Here is a 22,895-nt window from a genome sequence, read left to right on the forward strand (position 1 = left end):
GTCTTATGTGATGCGTCTTATGTGATGCGTCTTGTATCTTCGGTCTTCGGTCTTCGGTCTTATGTCTTTTGCAGGTCCGGGGACCGCTGGCCGGGAGCGCTCTCGCGGCCAGGCAGCGCCGCCGTCCTCAACCCGCGATGCGCATGGCCGGCGTGATCTGGCGCGGGTCGGTCGTCAGCTCGAGCACCGCCGGCTTGCCTGCCGCCCGGGCCCGCTCGAATGCCGCGGCGAAGTCTTCCGTGCGCGTCACGCGCTCGGCCCAGGCGCCGCAGGACTGCGCCATCGCCACGAAATCCGGGCTGGGAATATCGGTGCCGCTGACGCGGCCCGGATAGCGTTTTTCCTGGTGCATGCGGATGGTGCCGTACATGCCGTTGTTGACCAGCACCACGATCAGGTTGGCGCCGTAGGCGGCGGCCGTGGCGATCTCCTGTGGGTACATCAGGAAGCAGCCGTCGCCGGCAAAGCACACCACCGTGCGCTGCGGGTCGCGCAGCTTGGCGGCGATGGCCGCGGGCAGGCCGTAGCCCATGGCGCCGCAAGTCGGCGCGAGCTCCGTGCGCGGCTGGCGGTAGGCATAGTAGCGGTGCAGCCAGACCGTGTAGTTGCCCGCGCCGTTGCTGAGCACGGCATCGGCCGGCAGGGTCTGGTTGAGATGATCGACCACGGCGGTCATGTCCACGCCACTGAGTTCCGGGTGCGGCTTGCCCGGCATGACGAAGGCTATGTGCGCGGCGCGCGCGGCGCCGGTCCAGTCGCCCCAGGCCACGCTCGCGGGTGCCGGCAGCGCGGCCAGCATGGCGGCGCCGGGCCCGATGCCGGCCTGGATGGCCAGTTCGGGCTGGTAGACGCGGCCAAGCTCGGCGCTGTCGGCATGCACATGGATCAGGCGCTGACGCGGCGTGGGCACATCCAGCAGGGTGTAGCCGTCGGTGGCGATATCGCCCAGGCGCGTGCCGAAGGCGAGGATGACGTCGGCGGTGCGCACGCGCTCGGCCAGCGCGGGATTCACCCCCAGGCTCAGGTGACCCACATAGTGCGGATCGCGGTTGTCGAACACGTCCTGGCGGCGGAACGCGCATGCCACCGGCAGGTCCCAGCGCTGCACGAAGGCGGCGAAGTCCGCCGCTGCCTGGGCGGTCCAGTTGGCGCCGCCGGCGATCACGAGCGGGCGCTGCGCGCCTGCCAGCAGCGCGCCGAGGGCATCGGCATCGGCCGCGCGCGGCGCGGCTACGGCCGGCTGGTAGGGCGCGGTGTCGGCAACCTCGCACAGGCCGTCCAGCACGTCCTCGGGCAGCGAGATCACCACCGGCCCGGGGCGGCCCGATGTGGCGCAGCGAAACGCGCGCGCCACCAGTTCCGGGATGCGCGCGGGATCCTCGATCTCCACCACCCACTTGGCGATGGAGCCGAACATGGCGCCGTAGTCCACTTCCTGGAATGCCTCGCGCCCCTTGTGGCCGCGCGCGATCTGGCCGACGAACAGCAGCATGGGCGTGGAGTCCTGGGCGGCGATATGCACGCCGATGCTGGCATGGGTGGCGCCCGGGCCGCGCGTGACGAAGCAGATGCCCGGACGGCCGGTGAGCTTGCCGTCGGCCTCGGCCATGTTGGCGGCGGCGCCCTCGTGCTTGCAGACGATCAGGTCGATGGCCGGCTGGTCATGCAGGGCGTCGAGCACGTCGAGGAAGCTCTCGCCCGGCACGCAGAAGATGCGCTCGGCACCATGGATGCGCAGGGCATCCACCAGGACGCGGCCGCCGGTACGGGCAGGCGCGGGGTTAGGGGACGCGGTGGCAGCAGCAGGAGTATTGGTCATGTCGATCTTGAATTGGTGCACTGCAGTCGGTTCGGGGCCTGGCGGCACGGGGGGCCGGTGTTGCGGCGCGGCAAGCAGTGGGCAGCAGCGCGGCGGGCAATGTAGCGATTGTTATGGCCGCCCCGCCTTGCGCGCCTGGCATAAGGCGCATTTCTGCTATGCGTAAAACGCAAGGCTGGACGATCCCGCGCGCGTGTAGATTGTGGCCAAGGCGATCCCGCCCTGCCCCATGCGCCGCCTGCCTGATCATAGCGGTGCGCGGCCGGCAGCGGAAAGGAGGATGCCAGACAACGAAGTCAGGAGACCAGGATATGCCCATGTACCTTCGGCCCCTCCGGCCGGCCCGTTCCCACGCGGCAACCCCGGCCGGCCCGCACCGTGCGCAAACCTTGTGGCGCTGCGCGCTGGGTGCGCTCGGCACCCTCGGCATGCTGGCCATGGCCGGCCCGGCCCATGCGCAGGATGCCTGGCCCACCAAGCCCGTCAACTACGTGGTGCCCTTCGCCGCGGGCGGCACCACCGATGTGCTGGGCCGCCTGATCGGCCAGCGCCTGTCGCAGATGATCGGCCAGCCGGTGGTGGTGGAGAACCGCGCCGGCGCTGGCGGCAATATCGGCTCGGACTATGTCGCCAAGGCCGCGCCGGACGGCTATACGCTGGTCGGCGGCACCATCAGCTCGCACTCGATCAATGTGAGCCTGTATCCCAAGATGCCCTATGACCCGATCAAGGACTTCAAGCCGGTGGCGCTGATCGGCACGCTGCCCAACCTGCTGGTGGTCAACACCAGCAGTCCCTGGAAGAGCGTGCAGGACGTGATCGCCGCGGCCAGGGCCAAGCCGGGCACCGTTTCGTTCGGTTCGGCAGGCAACGGTACCTCCCAGCACCTCGCCGGCGAGCTGTTCTCCACCATGGCGGGCGTGAAGCTGCTCCATGTGCCATACAAAGGCAGCGGACCGGCGGTGCAGGCCCTGCTGGGCAGCCAGGTCGACGTACTGTTCGAGAACAGCGTGGCCGCCATGCCGATGATCCAGGCTGGCAAGTTCCGTGCGCTGGCCACCACGGCGGGCAAGCGCTCGCGCGAACTGCCCGACGTACCGACCATCGCCGAGGCGGGCGGGCCCAGGCTGGCCGGCTACGAGATCGTGTCCTGGCAGGCGGTGTTCGCCCCGGCCGGCACGCCGCAGCCCATCGTCAACCGGCTCGGCGCCGACATCGGCAAGATCATCCAGGAACCGGAGATGCGCGCGCGCTTCGCCACGCTGGGCATCGAGCCGTCCGGCGCGGGCCCGGCGGAACTGGGCGCATTCCAGAAGAGCGAAGTGGCGAAATGGGCAAAGCTGATCAAGAGCGCCGACATCCGGCCAGAATGATGCAGTGGACTGGTTTGTGCATGACTCGCTCCGAATGCCGGGTACCCAAGCGGGGCCCGGCGGCTTATGATGGTGGCCGCACTTGCCTGACCCCTGCCCTGCCGTTGCCTGCGCCGGCCTCCCCCCGCACGCTTATTCACGCTACCTGATCCCATTGATCCCATGAGTGAACACCGTATCCCGACCGCCGCCCTGCACCAGTGGGTGACCGACCTCTGGCTTGCCGCCGGCTCCGACGCGCGCGAAGCCCGCCTGACCGCCGACCATCTGGTCGGCGCCAACCTGTCCGGGCACGATTCGCACGGCGTGGGCATGATCCCCAAGTACGTACTGTCGTGGCTGGGCGAGCAGCTCCAGCTCAACCAGCACGTGAGCGTGGTGCACGAGGCCGGCGGCATCCTCAGCCTGGACGGCAACCGCGGCATGGGCCAGGCGGTGACCGAGGAAGCGATGGCCCTGGCCATCGACCGCGCGCGCGAGCACGGCGTGTGCGTGCTGGGGCTGCGCCGCTCGCACCACCTTGGCCGGGTCGGCCACTGGGCCGAGCAGGCTGCCGCCGCGGGCATGATCTCGATCCACTTCGTCAACGTGTTGTCCAAGCCCATCGTGGCGCCGCATGGCGGCTACGAGGCGCGCTACGGCACCAACCCCTTCACCGTCGGCGTGCCCGTGGCGGGGGCCGAGCCGCTGGTGATGGACTTCGCCACCAGCGCGATCGCGCTGGGCAAGGTGCGCGTGGCCAACAACAAGGGCGTGCAGGTGCCACCGGGCAGCCTGCTGGATGCCGCAGGCCATCCCACCGACGATCCTGCCGTGATGTTCCCGCCCGCTGGCGAAGCGCAGGGCGCGCTGCGCTCCTTCGGCGAACACAAGGGCTATGTGCTGGCGGTGATGTGCGAGCTGCTCGGCGCCGCGGTCACCGGCGGGCATACCATCCGCCCCGAGACGCTGACCCACGAGCATGCGGTCTGGAACAATATGCTGGCCATCGTGTTCGATCCCGCGCGGCTGGGCAGCAGCACCACCTTCGGTCATGAGGTGCAGGCTTTCGTCGACTGGATCCGCTCCTCGCCGCTGCAGCCCGGCACCGACGCCATCTTGCTGCCCGGCGAGCCCGAGCGCGCCTGGCGCCGCGCCCGCGCCGAATTCATTCCCATCGACAGCGGCACGCTGGCGCAACTCGACGACGCCGCGGCCCGCGTGCAGGCCGCGCGCGGCGAATCGCCCGGCGCGCTGTCGCGCCTCGCGGCGCATTGAGCGCAGCGCGCTCCCATCCAGCCAACCATCATCCGGAGCCCCATGCCGCATCTCACCATCGAAATCACCGAAAACACCCGGCTGGCCTGCTCCCAGGAAGAGCTGATGGACCAGGCCAACGCCGCCCTGCTGGATTCCGGCCAGTTCGGCGAGGCGGACATCAAGTCGCGCTGCATCGTGCTGACTTCGTTCCGCCAGGGCACCGAGGCGCGCGAGCGCGCCTTCGTGCACGCGACGCTGCGCATCCTCGACGGCCGCGAGCTGGCGGTGCGGCAGGCGCTCGCCAAGGCGATCTGCGAGGTGATCGCTGAACAGGTTCGCCGCGACCAGTCCGGCGAAGGCGTGCAGGTCAGCGTGGACGTGGTGGAAATGGAACGCGCCAGCTTCGCCAAGCAGGTCGTAGAGGGCAAGTAGCCCCGCACCGCGGGAAAGAACGCAGCACCGATGGCCTCGGGGCCGTGCCGCATGCCTGCCCCCGGGGCGCGCGGCACGGCTGCAACGAAGGGCCACGCAGACAATCAGTGAAGACGCCCACAGGAGACGCAGTGACCGCCACCAGCCAAGCCGCCCCGCACGCCCCCGCCGCCCCGGTGATCCGCCTGCATGCGCAGGACAATGTGCTGATCGCCCGCACCGAGCTCGGCATCGGCATGCCCGTGCCGGGCGAGGCCTTCACCATCCGCAGCCAGGTGCCGGCCGGCTACAAGATCGCCGCGCGCCCGATCGCCAGGGGCGAGCCGATCCTGAAGTACAACACGACGATCGGTTTTGCCGGCGCCGATATCGCGCCGGGCACCCTGGTGTCCGGCCACAATATCGAATTCCGCGAGTTCGACCGCGACTATGCGCACGCGCGCGATTTCGTTCCCGTGGCCATGCTGCCCGAGGCCGAGCAGGCCACCTTCGACGGCATCGTGCGCGACGACGGCCGGGTGGCCACGCGCAACTTCATCGGCGTGGTGGCCACCGTCAACTGCTCCGCCACCGTGGTGCACAAGATCGCCGAGTGGTTCACGCCTGAGCGCCTGGCCGGCTACCCCAATGTGGACGGCGTGGTGGCCTTTGCCCACAGCACCGGCTGCGGCATGGAAATGAGCGGCGAGCCGATGGCCATGCTGCAGCGGACCCTGGCCGGCTATATGCGCCACCCCAACCTGGCCGCGGTGCTGGTGGTGGGACTGGGCTGCGAGCGCAACCAGGTGAATGCCCTGCTCAAGGCAGAAGGGCTGGAAACCGGCCCGCGCCTGCACGCCTTCACCATGCAGGACACCGGCGGCACCCGCAAGACCATCGCCGCCGGCGTGGCCGCGGTGCAGTCACTGCTGCCCGATGCCAACCGCGTGGCGCGCCAGCCCGTGTCGGCCAGCCATCTGAGCATCGGGCTGCAGTGCGGCGGCTCGGACAGCTTCTCTTCGATCACCGCCAACCCGGCACTGGGCGCGGCCATGGATATCCTGGTGCGCCACGGCGGCACCGCGATCCTGTCCGAGACGCCGGAGATCTACGGCGTGGAGCACACGCTGACGCGCCGCGCGGCCAGCCGCGAGGTGGGCGAGAAACTGGTCGAACGCATCCGCTGGTGGAAGGATGTCTACGCCGTCGGCCGCGACGTGCAGATCAACGGCCGCGTGAGCCCGGGCAACCAGGCCGGCGGGCTGGCCAATATCTTCGAGAAATCGCTGGGTTCATCCATGAAAGGCGGCACCGGGCCGCTGATGGGCGTGTACCGCTATGCCGAGCCCATCACGCAGAAGGGCTTTGTCTTCATGGATTCGCCTGGCTTCGACCCGGTTTCCGCTACCGGCCAGATCGCCAGCGGCGCCAACCTGATCTGCTTCACCACCGGCCGCGGCTCGATGTTCGGCGCCAAGCCGGTGCCCTCGCTCAAGCTCGCCACCAATTCGCCGATGTACCGCCGGCTGGAGGAAGACATGGACATCAACTGCGGCGAGATCCTCGACGGCACCGCGACCATCGGGCAGATGGGCGAGCGGATCTTCGCGCAGATTCTCGCCGCGGCCTCGGGGCTGCGCACCAAGAGCGAGCTGCTCGGCCTGGGCGACCACGAATTCGCGCCGTGGCAAATCGGCATCACCGGCTGACGCCCCGCCCGGCGGCCCCCTATCGCACCTACTGATCCAGGAAACATTGCCCTCATGCCATCGCTGCCAAACTCGCTGCTGCCCTCCCCCCTGCCCAACCGCTTCCGCGCCGACATCCTGGCGCGCAAGCGCCTGATCGGCTGCTGGTGCTCGCTGGGCAACGCCACCACCACCGAGATCCTGGGCCTGGCCGGCTTCGACTGGCTGCTGCTCGACGGCGAGCATTCGCCCAACGACGTGCTGACCTTCATCCCGCAGCTGATGGCCCTGCAAGGCAGCGTGAGCGCGCCGGTGGTGCGCCCGCCCGTGAACGACCCGGTGCTGATGAAGCGCCTGCTGGATATCGGCTTCTATAATTTCCTGATCCCGTTCGTGGAAAGCGCCGAGCAGGCCGCGCGCGCGGTCAGCGCCACGCGCTACCCGCCAGCCGGCGTGCGCGGCGTGTCGATGGTCCAGCGCAGCAACCGCTACGGTACCGTGCCGGAGTACTTCAGCCAGATCAACGACAATATCTGCGTGCTGGTGCAGATCGAGAGCCAGAAAGGCGTGGACGCGGTGGAGGCAATCTGCGCGGTGGATGGCGTGGATGGCATATTCATCGGGCCATCCGACCTGGCTGCTGCCTGCGGGCACCTCGGYAACCCGAACCACCCCGAAGTGCAGGCGCAGGTGGCTCGCATCTTCGAGGCCGCCAGGCAGGCCGGCAAGGCCGTGGGTACGCTGACCCCGGTGGAAGCCGACGCGCGCCGCTATCTCGACATGGGCGCGGCCTTCGTGGCGGTGGGCCTGGACCAGAATATCTTCCGCAATGCCACGCAGGCGCTGCGCGACCGCTTCGCCGCCTGAGGCACGGCAACAACCTGACGCTGCGCCGCGCCCCGGCGCGGCGCACATGAAGAGAGGACTGACATGAGCAAGATCGGATTCATCGGACTGGGCGTGATGGGCACGCCGATGGCGCAACACCTGGTCGCCGGCGGCCATACGCTCTACGTGCATTCGCGCAGCGGTGCGCCCAAGGCCCTGCTGGACGCCGGCGCGCAAGCCTGCGCCGATGCCGCCGAGGTGGCACGCCAGAGCGAGATCATTTTCCTGATGCTGCCCGACACGCCCGACGTGGAGCGCGTGCTGTTCGGCGAGAACGGCGTGGCGCAAGGCCTCTCCAAGGGCAAGACGGTGGTCGACATGAGCTCCATCTCGCCCATCGAGACGCGCGTGTTCGCGGGCAAGATCGAGGCGCTGGGCTGCGACTACGTGGACGGCCCGGTATCCGGCGGCGAAGTCGGCGCCAAGGCCGCCACGCTGTCGATCATGGCCGGCGGCAAGCAGGACGTGTACGACCGCGTGCTGCCCTTGCTCAAGCTGATGGGCAAGAACATCACGCTGGTGGGCGCCGTAGGCGACGGCCAGGTAGCCAAGGTCGCCAACCAGGTCATCGTGGCGCTCACCATCGAGGCCGTGGGCGAAGCCCTGGTGCTGGCCGCCAAGGCCGGCGCCGATCCGGCTCGCGTGCGCGAGGCACTGATGGGCGGTTTTGCCAGCTCGCGCATCCTCGAAGTGCACGGCGAGCGCATGATCAAGCGCACCTTCGACCCGGGTTTCCGCATCGAACTGCACCAGAAGGACCTGAACCTGGCGCTGTCCACCGCGCACAAGCTGGGCGTGAGCCTGCCCAATACCGCCTCCTGCCAGCAGCTGTTCAATGTCTGTGGCGCGCTCGGCGGTGCCAAGTGGGACCACTCCGGGCTGGTGCGCGCGCTCGAGCATATGTCCGGCCACGCCATCGGCGACAAGCCGGCCAAGGGCTGATGGCGCGCGCGAAGGGAAAGGCCACGGGTCCCCGATGACAAGCAACGCGCTGAACTCGGAAGACCTGGCCTGCTTCGTCTGCGTGGCCAACACCCAGAGCATCTCGCGGGCGGCGCTGGAGCTGGGGGCCGACCAGTCCACCGTCAGCCGGCAGATCGCGCGCCTGGAAGCCGCGCTGGACACCCGCCTGTTCCACCGCAGCGGACGCGGCGTGGTACTGACCGAAGCCGGGCAGACGCTGATCGTCTACGCGCGCCAGGTCGCATCCACGCTGGCCGAGGCGCGCGAAGCCATCCGCGCATCATCTGCGCAGGGACCCACGCAACTGGTGATCGCCGCGCAGCCCACCATCGCCAATACCGCCTTCGCCAGCATCGGCACCGCGCTCAAGCAGCGCTTTCCCGCCACCAAGGTGCGCTTCGTCGAAGGGCTGGCCAGCCCCGTGCTGGCCTGGCTCGCCGCCGGGGAGATCGACGTGGCGCTGCTCTACCTGCCCGAGCAGCAAGGCGCGCTGAAGGTCGACATCCTGCTCGAGGAAGACCTGACGCTGGTCACGCCGACTTCGTGGAGCCACCTCGGCCCGACCTTTGCCGTGCGCCGGCTCGGCGAAGTGCCGCTGATCCTGCCGAGCACCGGGCACGGCCTGCGCGTGCTGGCGGAATCGCTGGCCGCGCGGGCCGGCACCGCCCTGCAGCTTGCGCTGGAGTGCGATGCATCCAACACGGTATCGATGCGCCTGGTGGAAGACGGCTGCGGCGCCACGCTGCTGCCGTTTGCCGCGGTGGCCGACCGTGTGGCGCAGGGGCGCCTGCACTCCGCCCGCCTGGTCGATCCCGTGGTGACGCGCCAGGTGGCGCTGGCCACGGCACGCAACCGGCCGCCCGTGCCGGAACTGTGGGACATCATGCAGACCGTGCGGCAATCGGTACGCAATATCGTGATGTCCGGGGCGTGGCCGGGGGCGCGGTTGATTTGAATCGGCAGGTGCGGTTCGGTGCGGTTCGGTGCGGCGCAGTGCGGTTCAGCCCAGCGCAGCGCAGTGCAACGCAGCCCAGTGAGGGGGCTCCCGCCCCCAGGACCTCTCCGCGCTCTCCATTCCGCTTCTCCCCGCCGATCCTGCTAGCCAGGTGATTGGCGTTTGATAAAAAAACCTGGGCGTTAATTGCGTATTTTTCTCCACAACGCCCCGTCACTCGCCTGCCCGGGCGGGACAAGCGAGTGGCATGGCGGTCCGTCGCCTCAGGACGGCTTGATGTTCTGGTTGTGCCGGAACAGATTTGTCGGGTCGTAGCGCCCCTTCACCTCGGCGAGCCGCGCATAGTTCGGCCCGTAGGCCGCACCGACGCGATCGCCCTCCTCCTGCGTGAGGAAGTTGACGTACACCGTGCCAAGCGAATACGGCGCCGCTGCCGCGAAGACCTCGCGCGACCAGGCCACGCAAGCATCATCGTCCGCCGCGTCGGTCCAGCGGCCGTGCACGTTCATGATGAAGTTCGCGTCGCGGTTGGCATAGGCCGTGGCATCCGCCGCCACGCGGTTGGTCTGCCCGCCCATGGCGCCGATGAAGATCTCGGTATGGGGCGATGGCAGCTTGCCGACATAGTCGGTGAGCAGCGTGATCAGGCCATCGTCGAGCCCGGCGAAGTTATGCGATTTCCAGTAGTTGCGCGCGCCCGGCGTCAGCAGCGGATCGAACGCCTGCTGCCAGGAAGCGAAGGGCATGGGCCCSACATGCTCGCCRTAGGGCGTGCCGAGCTGCCGCAGCGGCGCGACCAGTTGCGGGCCGTTCTCCACCGGACCGACATAGCAGATGGCCAGCGCGACAATGGGCTTGCCGTGCGTCTCCGGCGGCAGGAACGGCAGCGGCGGCGCCTGCCGCAGCACCGCCCACACGGTCAGATCGTCGGGCATGCCGGCAAAGCGGTCGCGCAATGCCTGCAGCACGGTACCAGCCTGCTCCAGCGGGTAGACGATGAGCCCGCCGTAGATCTCGGGCCCGACCGGGTGGAGGGCGAACTCGAACATCGTCACCACGCCGAAGTTGCCGCCGCCGCCACGGATGGCCCAGAACAGGTCGGCATGCTCGCCCGCGCTGGCACGCAGCATCTTGCCGTCGGCCGTCACCACGTGCGCGCCGGTGAGGTTGTCGACCGTGGTACCGAATTTGCGGCTGATCCAGCCGAAGCCACCGCCGAGGGTCAGGCCGGCCACGCCGGTGGTCGAATTGATGCCGAGCGGCGTGGCCAGGCCGAAGGCCTGCGCTTCGTGGTCGAAGTCAGCGAGGGTGGCGCCGGGCTCGACATAGGCGCGTTGCGCGACGGGGTCGATCCTGACCGACTTCATGGCGGAGAGGTCCAGTGTGATGCCGCCGTCGCACACCGCATGGCCGCCGATATTGTGGCCGCCGGAGCGTATCGAAAGCAGCGCACCCTGGTCGCGCGCGAACGCCACGGTGGCCATGACATCGGCCGCGCCCGCGGCCTTGACGATCAGCGCGGGACGCCGGTCGATCATCGCATTCCAGATCTGGCGGGCCTCGTCGTAGCCCGCCTCGCCCGGCAGCAGTGCCCGGCCCCGCAATTTCGCCCTCAATCCTTCCACCAGTTCACTGGACAGGTCAGCCATGATGCACCTCGCGACGTGATTCCCCGATTCAGGAAATAGCCGCGTGGCCGGCGAACGTGCGCGAAGCGTGCCCTGCTCCGGCTCCGGCATGGCGAACTGAAGGGGAAAAGCGCTGGAGGCGGGCGGGGTCTTTTTGTAAGGGCTTGCGCGGCGTTTCTTGGCAACAGGTCGTGCACTTGTGCGGCCAGGCGGAGAACAGAACCATCCTCATTTAAGGTGGGCGCCGGGCCAATGTAAAGGCATCCGGGACCGGTGTCCCGGATGATGCCCTTGAAGATGTGCCGCGCGCCCGGCTTCAGGTCACCGGCGCCGGATTGAACAGCACCAGCGCATTGTGCAGCTTGTGGTGCTCGGCCCAGGTCTTCCTGCGTCCACTTGCCACGTCCAGCATCAGGCGGAACAGTTCCCAGCCCACGTCTTCGATGGTGGCCTCGCCGGTGGCGATGCGCCCCGCGTTGACGTCCATCAGGTCGTGCCAGCGGCGCGCGAGATCGCTGCGCGTGGCGACCTTGATGACCGGCACCTCGGCCAGGCCGTAGGGCGTGCCGCGGCCCGTGGTGAATACGTGCAGGTTCATGCCCGCGGCCAGCTGCAGCGTGCCGCAGATGAAGTCGCTGGCGGGCGTGGCCGCGTAGATCAAACCCTTTTGCTTGAGCTTCTCGCCGGGCGACAGCACACCGGTGATGGCGGTGCTGCCTGACTTGACGATCGAGCCCATCGCCTTTTCCACGATATTGGAAAGGCCGCCTTTCTTGTTGCCGGGCGTGGTGTTGGCGCTGCGGTCGACACGGCCTTTTTCCAGGTAGCGGTCGTACCAGTCCATCTCGCGGATCATGGCTTGCGCCACTTCGGGCGTGGCGGCGCGCGCGGTGAGCTGGTCGATGCCGTCGCGCACCTCGGTCACTTCGGAGAACATCACCGTCGCGCCGGCCCGCACCAGCAGGTCGGTGGCAAACCCTACCGCCGGGTTGGCGGTAACGCCGGAGAAGGCATCGCTGCCGCCGCATTGCACGCCCACCACCAGCTCGGACGCCGGGCAGGTCTCGCGGCGGCGCTGGTCCAGCCTGGCGAGATGGGTATGCGCCATGGCCATGATGGAGTCGATCATGCTCTCGAAGCCGACGTGCGCATCGTCCTGCAGGCATACCACGCCAACCTCCACGCTGCCGGCGCCGGTCTGCACGGGCATGGTGCCGGCCGGCATCAGTCGCTCGGGCTGCAGCTTCTCGCAGCCCAGGCTCACCATCATCGCGGTACCGCCGAAGTTGGGGTTGAGCGCGATATTGCGCAGCGTGCGGATCGGCACGATGGCGTCCGGCGCGTCGATGGCGACGCCGCAGCCATAGGTGTGCTCCAGGCCGATCACATCGTCCACGTTGGGATACTTCGGCAGCAGCTCTGCCTTGATGCGGCGCACGGCATGCTCCACCACGCCCGCCACGCACTGCACGGTGGTGGTGATGGCCAGGATATTGCGCGTGCCCACCGAGCCGTCCGGATTGCGGAAGCCTTCGAACGTATAGCCTTCGAGCGGCGGCAGCGGCGCCGCGGCGCGGGTGCCGATAGGCAGGTCGTGCAACTCGGGAGCCACCGGCATCTCGGTCACGCGTTCGTTGATCCAGCTGCCCCTGGGCAGGTCGCGCAGCGCATAGCCGATCACCACGTTGTAGCGCACCACGGCGTCGCCGGCCTTGAGGTCCGACAGCGCCACCTTGTGGCCCTGCGGCACGCGCTCGCGCAGGGTCAGCCCGCACGGGAACACCGTGCCTTCGGGCAGGCCGCCGTCATTGGCGACAATGGCCACGTTGTCCTGCTCGTGGATGCGGATGTACAGCGGGGTGCCCTGCACCTGCGCGCTCGCCTGCGCGGCGCCTTGCTGTTCTACTTTGATATCGATGACCGACATGACTTTCTTCCTTGCCAGATACTTGCCGCGCCCCGCTCAGGGGTGCTTGAGTTCAACGCGCTTGATTTCCTTGACGATCACCAGGTAGCTGATCACGGTCACCAGCGCATTGGCGCCGACGAAGACCAGCGCGCCGTTGAACGAACCCGTGGTGCCAAGGATATAGCCGATCACGATCGGCGTGACGATGCCGGCAATATTGCCGAACATATTGAAAATGCTGCCGGCCAGGCCGATCACTTCCTTCGGCGCCGTATCCGCCACCACCGCCCAGCCCAGCGCGCCGATGCCCTTGCCGAAGAAGGCCAGCGCCATGAAGCCCACCACCAGCCACTCGCTGTCCACATAATTGCAGGCCACCATGCTGACCGAGAGCAGCATGCCGGCGACGATCGGCACCTTGCGCGCCACCGTCAGCGAGTAGCCGCGGCGCAGGAACATATCCGAGATCACACCGCCCAGCACGCCGCCGAGGAAGCCGCAAATGGCCGGCAGCGACGCCACGAAGCCAGCCTTGAGGATCGACATGCCGCGTGCCTGCACCAGGTAGACCGGGAACCAGGTCAGGAAGAAGTACGTCAGCACGTTGATGCAGTACTGGCCCAGGTACACACCCAGCAGCATGCGGTTGGACAACAGCTGCTTCACATAGAACCAGCGCGCGCCGGCCGGCTCTTTTGCCTTTGCCTTGCCGGCATCGCCGCTCATCTCGATCAGCCCGCCGCCTTGCGCGATATAGTCGAGCTCGGCGCGGTTCACCGACGGATGCGTGGCCGGGCTGCGCACGACCTTGAGCCACAGGCCCGCCAGCACCATGCCGAGCACGCCCATCCACATATAGACATGGTGCCAGCCGAGCGCATGCGTGAGCCATGCCATCAGCGGCGTGAACAGCACCGCGGCAAAGTACTGGGCGGAATTGAAGATGGCCGACGCCGTGCCGCGCTCGGCCGTGGGGAACCAGCTCGCCACGACCTTGGCATTGGCCGGGAAGGCGGGCGACTCAGCCAGGCCCACGGCAAAACGCAGCACGAACAGCGTGGTGACGGCCGCGCCGACCGTGGCGAAGACGCCGAGGAAGCCCTGCAGCAAGGTAAACAGCGACCACAGGAAGATGCTGCAGGCATAGATGCGACGCGCGCCGAAACGGTCAAGCAGCCAGCCGCCCGGGATCTGCGCCATCACATAAGCCCAGCTGAAGGCAGAAAAGATAAAGCCCATCTGCATGGCGTCGAAGCCGAACTCCTGGCGCATGGCCGGGCCCGTGATGGAAAGCGTGGCGCGGTCGGCGTAGTTCACCGTGGTCACCACGAAGATCATCAGCAGGATCCAGTAACGGACATTGCTGCGGCGGGTGGCCGCTCCGGCCACGCTTAAGGTATTGCTGAGATTCATGGGGTCTCCGGCAGGGCCGGCAGCGCGAAGAAAAGCCCAACCATCCGGTGCGGGCCATCTCGGGCCTGCTGCCGGCCTCGTGATATGTCATCGTATGACCGGAATTATAAGCACGGGGTTCAGCCATGCTGCTCAGTGTTTACCCGAGGAAAGCTGGATTAGCGGATCGGAGGCCTGATCGAAGGCCTGGCCCGCGCCGAGGCGCGCGGCCCGGAACTCGAACGCTTCCGGGAAGCCTTACCGCACAAGGCTTTCAGCCAGCTTTCACCGCCCTGCACAGGACTGCCGGCCTGCCGTGCGACTGCCCGCCCCCAGCCGCAAGCTACTAGCGACCGCCGCCGTCCCCGTGCCCTCATCTTTGCAAATGAACGTCCCAGGTGACAAATCCACTTGCACAAATCCAATCTCAGTTGTACGATGACATATCTCAAGGATGTGCGACCCGCCGGGAAGCACTCGGAGCCAACTGACCTAACCCTTGCCCTTGCGGCGCTCAGGACCAGCCATCATGACCACACCACAAGAACTCAAGCAGATCGTCTCGGAAGGCCTGCTTTCCTTCCCCGTGACCGACTTCGACGCGCAAGGCAACTTCCGTCCCGACACCTATGTCGAGCGCCTCGAATGGCTGGCTCCCTACGGCGCCACGGCGTTGTTCGCCGCGGGCGGTACCGGCGAATTCTTCTCGCTGACCCCGGACGACTATTCCAATGTGATCCGCACCGCGGTGGAGACCTGCGCCGGCAAGGTACCCATCCTGGCGGGCGCGGGCGGCCCGACCCGCATGGCTATCGCCTATGCCAAGGAAGCACAGCGCCTGGGTGCCAAGGGCATCCTGCTGCTGCCGCATTACCTGACCGAAGCCTGCCAGGACGGCATTGCCAACCATATCGAGGAAGTCTGCAAGTCGGTCAGCATCGGCGTGATCGTCTACAACCGCGGCAACTCGCGCATCAATGCGGAGATGCTGGAACGCCTGGCCGACCGCTGCCCCAACCTGATCGGCTTCAAGGACGGCGTGGGCGAGATCGAGCACATGGTGCGCATCCGCCGCAAGCTGGGCGACCGCCTGTCCTACCTGGGTGGCCTGCCGACCGCGGAAGTCTATGCTGCCGCCTACAAGGCGCTGGGCGTGCCGGTGTACTCCTCGGCGGTGTTCAACTTCATCCCCAAGACGGCGATGGACTTCTACCGCGCCGTCGCAGCCGACGACCACGCCACCACCAACCGCCTGATCGACGAGTTCTTCCTGCCGTACCTGGATATCCGCAACCGCCGCGCCGGCTACGCCGTGAGCATCGTCAAGGCCGGCGCCAAGCTGGTCGGGCATGATGCGGGTCCGGTGCGCGCGCCGCTGACGGACCTGGACGAGCAGGAACTCGCGCTGCTCGACGCGCTGATCAAGAAGCTGGGTCCGCAGTAAAGGGACCATCCGGCGGGCCGTCCACGGTCCGCCGGCTCTCTTCGTCGGAACCTGTCCGGGTTCCGGCAATTGCAATTCCTCCCGTTTCCCTCCCCTCTTCCGTCTCCCCCTTCCCGCCAGCCCAGTTGCCGGCCTGGCTCTCCAGCCGTGCCCGGATGAAATCCATCAGCGTGCGCGTGGCCAGCGTCGGAAAGCGATTGGGCGCGGTCAGCATATAGATGCTGTCGCCCACGCCTTCGGGTTCGTACTGCGGCAGCACTTCGACCAGCTCGCCGCGCGCGATCTGGCGCCACACGGCGTAGCGCGGCAGCAAGGCGATGCCGAGCCCGCCCGTTACCGTCTCGACCAGGAAGGGATAGTCGCCCGACTGGATACGCGGCGCGACGCGCAGCATCAGCTGCGTGCCGGCCATCTTCAGCTTGAGGTCGAAGCGCCGGCCCAGGGAGGCGGGCGCGATCAGGTCGCAGCGGGCCAGGTCTTCGGCGCTGCCTGCCGGACCGTGCCGCGCGAGGAACTCCGATGACGCGCACAGGCACCAGCCCACCGCGCAGATCCTGCGGGCCACATGGTCGTCCGGGGGCTGCGAGGTGATCTTGAGCGCCACGTCCACTTCCGCGGAAACCAGGTCACCGATGTAGTCATTGATCAGCACCCGCAGCGAGATCGCCGGGAACTGCCGCGCGAAGTCCAGCAGCACCTGCGCCAGATAGAGATGGCCCAGGCCCGTTGGCAGGCGGATGCGCACGTCGCCCCGCACGCTCTGGCCCAGGCTGTCGATGGAGGCGCCCGCGGCCTGCAGTTCGTCCAGCATGCGCACGCCGTGGCCATAGAGCAGGCGGCCAGCCTCGGTCAGTTCGACATGCCGGGTAGTGCGGCGCATCAGTTGCGCGCCCATATGCTGCTCCAGCGCCTTGAGGCGCCGCGAAACGTTGGAGCGGGTCATGCCGCCACGCGCGGCGGCGGCCGTGAGGGTCTTCGATTCGACCAGCGTGACAAACAGCCGGATCAGGTTCAGGTCGAGTTGCCCGAGAGTATTGTCAATCATGAATCAACACGGATGGCACAGTTTGGCGGATTGTTACGGCGGGAGCTACGCCTTAGCATAAGCCATCCCCAGCCACCTGACGATTCCCGGCGCGATAACGATGGCCCAGACACAACTCACGCAAACCGCTCCCTCCTCCGCACCGCCTTCGGCCGCGCTTGCCGACCTGCCGTTTGCCGGCCTGCGCGTGCTCGACATCAGCCAGGGCATTGCCGGGCCGTACTGCGCGCATATCCTGTGGCAACAGGGCGCCGAGGTCATCAAGGTCGATCCGCCCGCGGGCGACTGGGGCCGGCATGTCGGCGTGGTGCGCGGCGACCACAGCGCGCTGTCGGTGGCCTACAACGGCGGCAAGCGCGGCGTCTGCATCGATGCCGCGACCGACGCCGGCAAGGCCTTGCTGTTCGACCTCGCCCTGCAGGCGGACGTGGTGGTGCAGAACTTCCGGCCGCGGGTGGCCGAGCGCCTGGGCGTGGGCTATGCCGCGCTGGCCGCGCGCCATCCTGCGCTGGTCTACGTCTCCATCAGCGGCTACGGCGCCGATGGCCCCTATGCGGAGCACCCCGCCTCGGACTCGGTCATGCAGGCCGACAGCGGCCTGATGTTCACCAACCGCCTTGCCGACGGTACGCCGCGCCGCATCGGCATGCTGCTGGCCGATGCCGCTACCGGCCTCTACGCGGCGCAGGCCTGCGCCGCCGCCCTGTGCCGGCGCTTCCGCACGGCGGGCACCGGCGCCCATGTGGAACTGAGCCTGTTCGACGCCTGCTGTGCCTTGCAGGCCAACAATATCCTCGAATACGCCATCCAGGGCACGGCGGCGGCCGGTCCGGTCAGTGCGCCCAACGGCGTGTTCTCCACCCGCGACGGCAACCTCACCCTGCTCGCCCTCAATAATGCGCAGTTCGGCCGGCTCTGCCAGGCGCTCGGCCAGCCCGGCTGGGCGGCGGACCCGCGCTTTGCCGACAATGCCAGTCGCATGGCCCATGCCGGCTGGCTGCGCGACGCGGTGGCGGCTTGCCTGGCCCGCGRAAGCACGGCGCACTGGCTCGGCGTGTTCCAGGCGCACGATGTCCTCCACGCGCCGGTGCGCGACCACCGGCAGGTGCTGGACCATCCGCAGGCAGTGCAGCAGGGCACCTTCCAGCAGATCGACCAGCCGGGCCTCGGCATGCTGCCGTTCGCCGGCATTCCCGCCAGGAGCCTGCGCCGGCTGGCCGGCGCCGCGCCTCGCATCGGCGAGCACACCGAGGCCGTGCTGCGGGAATGGGGCGTGACCCAGGATCATCTCGACCGCTACCTGGCTGCCGGCGTGGTGCGGCAGGCGGCGCCGGCAACGGGCACCGAAGCATGATGCGCGCCCTGCTCTGCGACCAGTTCGGCGCGCCGGAAGACGTGCGCGTGGCGGACATTCCCGCACCCGAGGCCATCGACCCGCATGCGGTGGTGATGGCCGTGGACTATGCCAGCGTCAGCCACGCCACCGGCCTGATGGTGGCCGGGCGCTACCAGACCAGGCCGCCGCTGCCCTTCGTGCCGGGCACCGAGGCGGTGGGCCGCGTGGTCGCCTGCGGCACGGCCGTGACACGCTTGCGCCCCGGCGACCGCGTGGTGGCGATTGCCGACTGGGGCTGTTTTGCCGAACAGGTGTGCCTGCCCGAATACACGGTCTACCCCATACCAGATGAAGTCGACGCGCTGCAGGCGCTGCCGGTCCCGCTGTCCTACGGCACCGCCTACTGCGGCCTGGTATGGCGCTGCGCGCTGCAGCCCGGCGAAACCGTGCTGGTACTGGGCGCCGGTGCCGGCGTCGGCCTGGCGGCGGTGGAGATCGCCCGCGAGCTCGGCGCGCAGGTGATTGCCTGCGCCAGCACCGAGGCCAAGCGCGAGGAAGCGCTGCGGCGCGGTGCGGCGCACGCGCTTGCCCCCGAAGACCTGGCGGCGGCCGTCAAGCGCGTGACGGGCGGACGCGGCGCCGACGTGGTGGTCGACCCGGTGGGCGGCGATCTGTTCGATCAGGCGCTGCGAGCGGCCGCGCCCAATGCGCGGCTGCTCAGCATCGGCTTCGCCAGCGGGCGCATCCCGCAGGCACCGCTGAACCTCATGCTGGTCAAGAACCTGACCCTGCACGGCTTTTTCGTCGGCCGCTATATCGGCTGGACGCCGGCCAACGAACGCGCGCAGCACGCGCCCGCCTTGCAGGCGGTGATGCAGACGCTGTACGCCTGGGCCGGTGCAGGAAAGATACGCCCGACCGTATCGAAGGTATTCCCGATGACCGGGCTGGCCGAGGCGCTGCACGCGCTCGAAGCCCGCCAGGTCGTTGGCAAAGTCGCTATAAGAATCAAGGAGACAGAAACATGCAGAGCCGCATCGAGCCATCCCAGCCTTCCCAACCCCACGCGCCCCGCCGGGCCGTGATCCGGCTAGCGCTGCTGGCGGGCGCCGCCACGGCCGTCGCCGCCCTCGGCGCGGCCCCCGCGCGCGCCGCCGACGACTACCCACAGCGTCCGATCCGCATGGTCCTGCCCTATCCCCCGGGCGGCCCCACCGACCTGCTGGCCCGCGTGGTCGCCGTCAGGATGGGCGACACGCTGGGCCAGACCGTGGTGGTCGACAACAAGCCCGGCGCGAGCGGCATGATCGGCGCCGAGGGCGTGGCCAAGGCCACGCCGGACGGCTATACGCTGCTTGCCAACGCCTCCCTGCACGTGATCAACCCGAGCATCTACGCCAAGATGCGCTACGACGCCTTCCGCGATTTCGTGCCCGTCACGCAGCTGGCGGACGTACCGCTGGTGCTGGTGGTCAACAACGACTCGCCGGTCAAGACCGTGCGCGACCTGATCGCCTATGCCAAGGCACGCAACGGCAGCCTCAACTTCGGCTCAGCCGGCAATGCCTCGGCCCAGCAACTGGCCGGCGAATCGTTCAAGATCGCCGCCCATGTCTCCATGCAGCACGTACCGTACAAGGGCAGCTCGCCCGCGCTGACCGACCTGATGGGCGGACAGATCCAGTTGATGTTCGATTCGATGCCGTCCGCCATGCCCTTTATCAAGGCCGGCAAGCTGCGCGCGGTGGCGGTCACCACGCTCAAGCGCGCACGCGCGCTGCCGGATGTGCCCACGGTGGCCGAATCGGGCCTGCCGGGCTTCAATATCAGCACGTGGTATGGCCTGTGGGCGCCGCGCGGCACGCCCGCCCCGGTGGTGGAAAAACTGGCGGCGAACGCGGCGCAGGCCTTGCGCCAGCCGGATGTGCAACGGCAGTACGCCGACATGGGCGCCGAGCCGGTGGGATCGTCGCCCGCGGAATTTGCCCGCTATACGGTGGCCGAAGGCAACAAGTGGGCGGAGATCGTGCGCAAGTCGGGGGCCCGGGCAGACCAGTAAGGYCCGGCGGGGATCCTGATCCGCGGCGCGGATGGACAGCCCCCTGCCCGGGGCGGGACAATTGCAGCTCCGGTGCCCGCCCCCGCCTCATGAAAACCGTCCCGACCTACTCTCTCTACGGCGTCAACTCGAACGAGCCGCTCCTGGAACAGCTGCATTTCGAGTCGATCCCCGAGCGCAGCGGCGTCAATGACTGGGAAATCAAGCCGCACCGCCACGAGCGTTTTTTCCAGGTGCTGTACGTGCACCAGGGCGGCGGCCGGGCACTGCTCGACGACCGCGAATATCCGCTCGCGAACCGCACCGTGGTAACCGTGCCGCCGCGCTGCGTGCACGGCTTTCGCTTCACCCCGGACGTGGACGGTATCGTCATCACCATGACGGACCATTACCTCCACACCCTGCTGGCCGGCGTGCCGGACACGCTGCCGCTGTTCGAGCGGCCCTATCACGCCAGCTTCGAAGCCGCCGAAGCACGCCCCGGCGAGAATGCGAGCGACGCCACCGTGCTGGCCGGGGCGCTTGGCCTGTTTCGCGCGGAGATGAATACGGTCTCGCTGTGGCGCGGTGCCGCGCTGTCGGCACTGCTGTCGCTGCTGCTGGTCGGTATCGCCCGCCGGATCTCCGTAGCGGGCGAGGCCAGCGCGCAGCCTGCAGGCCGCACCGCGCGCCACTTCCAGCAATTCCAGCAACTGGTGGAAGCGCGTTTCCGCCAGCACCAGGACCTCGCCGGCTACGCCGCCACGCTTGGCATCTCGCCTACCCAGCTCAACCGCATCTGCCAGCAACTGGCCGGGCGCAGCGCACTGCAATTGATTCACTCGCGCCTGGTGGTGGAAGCACAGCGTGACCTGCTCTACAGCGATCTCGACATCAAGCAGATCGCCTCCACGCTGGGTTTTTCCGATGCGGCGTATTTCGCGCGCTTCTTCGCCCGGCAGGTCGGGCAGACGCCGACGGCATTCCGGCAGCACGGCCGCGCGCGGCTGCCGGCGCCGCAGGCGAGCGGCAGCTAGCCGCCAGCGGCGTGGCCTGGCGCCGGATCAGAGCGAGAAACTGTCCGAACGCGCCAGCGGCCAGTACTTCTCGTAGAGCTGGTAGCGGAAGTTGCCGTTGAGCAGATCGCCCGGCGTGAGGAACTTCAGCAGCTCGGACATCAGCCGCACTTCGTTGGGCGAGATACGGCGCACGATATGGTGCGGCTTGAGGTCGCCCGGATGCTGCAGGCCCGCCGCCTGCAGCAGTTCCTGCAGCGCGTGCAGCGTCTGACGGTGGAAATTGGCCACGCGCTGGGCCTTGTCCGGCACCACGATGGCGCGCTGACGCACCGGGTCTTGCGTGGCCACGCCGACCGGGCAGCGGTCGGTATGGCATTTCTGGGCCTGCACGCAGCCCAGCGCGAACATGAATCCACGCGCGGAATTGCACCAGTCGGCACCGGTGGCGAGCGTGCGGGCCACGTCGAACGCGGTGATGATCTTGCCGCTGGCACCGACGCGGATCTTGTCGCGCAGGTTCACGCCGACCAGCGTGTTGTGGACCAGCAGCAAACCCTCCTGCAGCGGCACGCCGATGTGATCGACGAACTCCAGCGGCGCCGCGCCGGTGCCGCCTTCGGCTCCGTCCACCACGATGAAGTCCGGCAGGATGCCGGATTCCAGCATGGCCTTGACGATGCCGAAGAATTCCCATGGGTGGCCGATGCAGAGCTTGAAGCCGGTCGGCTTGCCGCCGGACAGGTTGCGCAGGCGGTCGACGAACTGCAACAGGCCCAGCGGCGTGGAGAATTCGCTGTGCGTGGCCGGCGAGATGCAGTCCTCGCCCATGGCGATGCCGCGCGTGGCGGCGATCTCCGGCGTCACCTTGGCCGCCGGCAGCACGCCGCCATGGCCGGGCTTGGCGCCCTGCGAGAGCTTGACCTCGATCATCCTGACCTGCGGCGAGCGGGCCTGCTCGGCGAACTTGTCGGGATCGAAGCCCCCGTCGGCGCGGCGGCAGCCGAAGTAGCCGGACGCCACCTCCCAGATCAGGTCGCCGCCCTCGGCGCGGTGATAGGGCGAGATCGAACCTTCGCCGGTGTCGTGGATGAAGCCGCCGATCTTCGCGCCGCGGTTGAGCGAGCGGATGGCGTTGCCAGACAGCGCGCCGAAGCTCATGGCCGAAACGTTGAACACCGACAACGAATACGGCTGAGCCCGGCCTTCGCCCACGGTGATGCGGAAGTCCGCGGAAGGGATGCGGGTGGGCGCGAGCGAGTGGCTGATCCATTCATGCCCGGCCACGCGCACATCGATCTCGGTGCCGAAGGGGCGGCTATCCACCTCGTTCTTGGCGCGCTGGTAGACCAGGCTGCGCTGCTGGCGCGAGAACGGCATTTCGTGCGTGTCGTCCTCGATGAAGTACTGGCGGATTTCCGGGCGGATGAATTCGAAGAAGAAACGCAGGTGGCCCCAGATCGGGTAGTTGCGCAGGATGGAGTGGCGCGACTGGCCGATATCGTGCAACCCGATCAACAGCAGTGCAACCGGTGCGGCAACCCAGGCAGGCGAGATGCGGTGCACGGCAGCGAAGGTGGCAAGCGCGAGCAAGACCAGCGCGGATAGCCAGACCGCGCCGTAACGACGAGAAAACATGGATGCTCCTTGGGGCCGGCCAGGCCGGCAACCCGCGATTATCGCCGTTCTTCGCCGAATCGGCTTGGCGCCGGTTGCACCGGCAAGGTACGGGGGCCGGCCGCGACCTGGCC

General features: G+C 68.1%; 18 protein-coding genes. 12 read left to right on the plus strand and 6 right to left on the minus strand.

Translation table 11 applies throughout. The features are described 5' to 3' along the window. Positions 1-127: 127 nt before the first annotated feature. A complete protein-coding gene (locus AC1DK4_RS19940) occupies positions 128-1,819 on the minus strand; it encodes a thiamine pyrophosphate-binding protein (protein ID WP_441615240.1) in 1,692 nt (563 codons plus the stop codon). Positions 1,820-2,247: 428 nt separating this feature from the next. Here AC1DK4_RS19940 and AC1DK4_RS19945 point away from each other — a divergent pair, with 428 nt between their 5' ends. From AC1DK4_RS19945 to AC1DK4_RS19975, 7 genes are all read left to right on the plus strand, one after another. Beyond that, positions 2,248-3,192, plus strand: coding sequence for a Bug family tripartite tricarboxylate transporter substrate binding protein (locus AC1DK4_RS19945; RefSeq protein WP_441615426.1), 945 nt, complete (start codon positions 2,248-2,250; stop codon positions 3,190-3,192). Positions 3,193-3,354: 162 nt separating this feature from the next. Then, positions 3,355-4,449 (plus strand): malate/lactate/ureidoglycolate dehydrogenase, encoded by a 1,095-nt coding sequence (locus AC1DK4_RS19950; RefSeq protein ID WP_441615239.1) that lies wholly within the window; start codon positions 3,355-3,357, stop codon positions 4,447-4,449. Between the two features lie 42 nt (positions 4,450-4,491). After that, positions 4,492-4,863 (plus strand): 5-carboxymethyl-2-hydroxymuconate Delta-isomerase, encoded by a 372-nt coding sequence (locus AC1DK4_RS19955; protein WP_441615237.1) that lies wholly within the window; start codon positions 4,492-4,494, stop codon positions 4,861-4,863. 131 nt (positions 4,864-4,994) lie between these two features. Then, positions 4,995-6,551, plus strand: a complete 1,557-nt coding sequence (locus AC1DK4_RS19960) for a UxaA family hydrolase (protein WP_441615235.1) — start codon at positions 4,995-4,997, stop codon at positions 6,549-6,551. A gap of 54 nt (positions 6,552-6,605) precedes the next feature. Next, positions 6,606-7,397 carry a 2-dehydro-3-deoxyglucarate aldolase gene (garL, locus tag AC1DK4_RS19965; RefSeq protein WP_441615233.1) on the plus strand — a complete coding sequence of 264 codons (792 nt, stop codon included), beginning with the start codon at positions 6,606-6,608 and terminating at the stop codon, positions 7,395-7,397. 63 nt (positions 7,398-7,460) lie between these two features. Then, the gene (locus tag AC1DK4_RS19970; protein WP_441643296.1) at positions 7,461-8,360 is read left to right on the plus strand and encodes a 2-hydroxy-3-oxopropionate reductase; all 900 of its coding nucleotides are present in this window, start codon (positions 7,461-7,463) and stop codon (positions 8,358-8,360) included. 34 nt (positions 8,361-8,394) lie between these two features. Further along, the gene (locus tag AC1DK4_RS19975) at positions 8,395-9,336 is read left to right on the plus strand and encodes a LysR family transcriptional regulator (protein ID WP_441615229.1); all 942 of its coding nucleotides are present in this window, start codon (positions 8,395-8,397) and stop codon (positions 9,334-9,336) included. A gap of 263 nt (positions 9,337-9,599) precedes the next feature. Here AC1DK4_RS19975 and AC1DK4_RS19980 read toward each other — a convergent pair whose 3' ends face one another. The 3 genes from AC1DK4_RS19980 to AC1DK4_RS19990 form a co-directional block, all read right to left on the minus strand. Then, the gene (locus tag AC1DK4_RS19980) at positions 9,600-10,985 is read right to left on the minus strand and encodes an FAD-binding oxidoreductase (protein WP_441615227.1); all 1,386 of its coding nucleotides are present in this window, start codon (positions 10,983-10,985) and stop codon (positions 9,600-9,602) included. A 295-nt stretch (positions 10,986-11,280) separates the two neighbouring features. Next, a complete protein-coding gene (garD, locus tag AC1DK4_RS19985; protein WP_441615425.1) occupies positions 11,281-12,834 on the minus strand; it encodes a galactarate dehydratase in 1,554 nt (517 codons plus the stop codon). Positions 12,835-12,927: 93 nt separating this feature from the next. Then, a complete protein-coding gene (locus tag AC1DK4_RS19990; protein ID WP_441615225.1) occupies positions 12,928-14,286 on the minus strand; it encodes an MFS transporter in 1,359 nt (452 codons plus the stop codon). A 508-nt stretch (positions 14,287-14,794) separates the two neighbouring features. On the opposite strand from AC1DK4_RS19990, the gene kdgD reads away from it, so the two are divergent. Next, the gene (gene kdgD / locus AC1DK4_RS19995; protein WP_441615223.1) at positions 14,795-15,709 is read left to right on the plus strand and encodes a 5-dehydro-4-deoxyglucarate dehydratase; all 915 of its coding nucleotides are present in this window, start codon (positions 14,795-14,797) and stop codon (positions 15,707-15,709) included. On the opposite strand, the gene AC1DK4_RS20000 is transcribed toward kdgD, so the two are convergent. After that, positions 15,687-16,754 (minus strand): LysR family transcriptional regulator, encoded by a 1,068-nt coding sequence (locus AC1DK4_RS20000; protein WP_441615221.1) that lies wholly within the window; start codon positions 16,752-16,754, stop codon positions 15,687-15,689. The two genes, kdgD and AC1DK4_RS20000, sit on opposite strands and share 23 nt — an antisense overlap. Positions 16,755-16,854: 100 nt before the next feature. On the opposite strand from AC1DK4_RS20000, the gene AC1DK4_RS20005 reads away from it, so the two are divergent. The 4 genes from AC1DK4_RS20005 (at position 16,855) to AC1DK4_RS20020 (ending at position 21,165) form a co-directional block, all read left to right on the plus strand. Beyond that, positions 16,855-18,108 carry a CaiB/BaiF CoA transferase family protein gene (locus tag AC1DK4_RS20005; protein WP_477131728.1) on the plus strand — a complete coding sequence of 418 codons (1,254 nt, stop codon included), beginning with the start codon at positions 16,855-16,857 and terminating at the stop codon, positions 18,106-18,108. Next, positions 18,108-19,175 carry an NADPH:quinone oxidoreductase family protein gene (locus tag AC1DK4_RS20010; RefSeq protein ID WP_441615424.1) on the plus strand — a complete coding sequence of 356 codons (1,068 nt, stop codon included), beginning with the start codon at positions 18,108-18,110 and terminating at the stop codon, positions 19,173-19,175. Before AC1DK4_RS20005 ends, AC1DK4_RS20010 begins: the two co-directional genes overlap by 1 nt. After that, on the plus strand, positions 19,115-20,149 hold the full coding sequence (locus tag AC1DK4_RS20015; RefSeq protein ID WP_441615217.1) for a tripartite tricarboxylate transporter substrate binding protein: 1,035 nt from the start codon (positions 19,115-19,117) through the stop codon (positions 20,147-20,149). The genes AC1DK4_RS20010 and AC1DK4_RS20015 overlap by 61 nt, the downstream gene beginning before the upstream one ends. Before the next feature lie 89 nt (positions 20,150-20,238). After that, complete coding sequence (locus tag AC1DK4_RS20020) at positions 20,239-21,165, plus strand: helix-turn-helix domain-containing protein (protein WP_441643295.1); 927 nt, start codon at positions 20,239-20,241, stop codon at positions 21,163-21,165. A gap of 27 nt (positions 21,166-21,192) precedes the next feature. On the opposite strand, the gene AC1DK4_RS20025 is transcribed toward AC1DK4_RS20020, so the two are convergent. Further along, the gene (locus AC1DK4_RS20025) at positions 21,193-22,782 is read right to left on the minus strand and encodes an FMN-binding glutamate synthase family protein (RefSeq protein ID WP_441615213.1); all 1,590 of its coding nucleotides are present in this window, start codon (positions 22,780-22,782) and stop codon (positions 21,193-21,195) included. Between the last annotated feature and the right edge of the window lie 113 nt (positions 22,783-22,895).

It is taken from the genome of Cupriavidus sp. 05N38 (assembly GCF_056397345.1).

Coding starts and splice junctions, on each gene's coding strand:
- AC1DK4_RS19950 (WP_441615239.1), top strand. CDS start 3,355: ATGAGTGAACACCGTATCCCGACCGCCGCCCTGCACCAGTGGGTGACC.
- AC1DK4_RS19945 (WP_441615426.1), top strand. CDS start 2,248: ATGCTGGCCATGGCCGGCCCGGCCCATGCGCAGGATGCCTGGCCCACC.
- AC1DK4_RS19975 (WP_441615229.1), top strand. CDS start 8,395: ATGACAAGCAACGCGCTGAACTCGGAAGACCTGGCCTGCTTCGTCTGC.
- AC1DK4_RS19990 (WP_441615225.1), bottom strand. CDS start 14,286: ATGAATCTCAGCAATACCTTAAGCGTGGCCGGAGCGGCCACCCGCCGC.
- AC1DK4_RS20000 (WP_441615221.1), bottom strand. CDS start 16,754: ATGATTGACAATACTCTCGGGCAACTCGACCTGAACCTGATCCGGCTG.
- AC1DK4_RS19940 (WP_441615240.1), bottom strand. CDS start 1,819: ATGACCAATACTCCTGCTGCTGCCACCGCGTCCCCTAACCCCGCGCCT.
- AC1DK4_RS20015 (WP_441615217.1), top strand. CDS start 19,115: ATGCAGAGCCGCATCGAGCCATCCCAGCCTTCCCAACCCCACGCGCCC.
- AC1DK4_RS19970 (WP_441643296.1), top strand. CDS start 7,461: ATGAGCAAGATCGGATTCATCGGACTGGGCGTGATGGGCACGCCGATG.
- AC1DK4_RS20020 (WP_441643295.1), top strand. CDS start 20,239: ATGAAAACCGTCCCGACCTACTCTCTCTACGGCGTCAACTCGAACGAG.
- AC1DK4_RS19955 (WP_441615237.1), top strand. CDS start 4,492: ATGCCGCATCTCACCATCGAAATCACCGAAAACACCCGGCTGGCCTGC.
- kdgD (WP_441615223.1), top strand. CDS start 14,795: ATGACCACACCACAAGAACTCAAGCAGATCGTCTCGGAAGGCCTGCTT.
- AC1DK4_RS20025 (WP_441615213.1), bottom strand. CDS start 22,782: ATGTTTTCTCGTCGTTACGGCGCGGTCTGGCTATCCGCGCTGGTCTTG.
- AC1DK4_RS20010 (WP_441615424.1), top strand. CDS start 18,108: ATGCGCGCCCTGCTCTGCGACCAGTTCGGCGCGCCGGAAGACGTGCGC.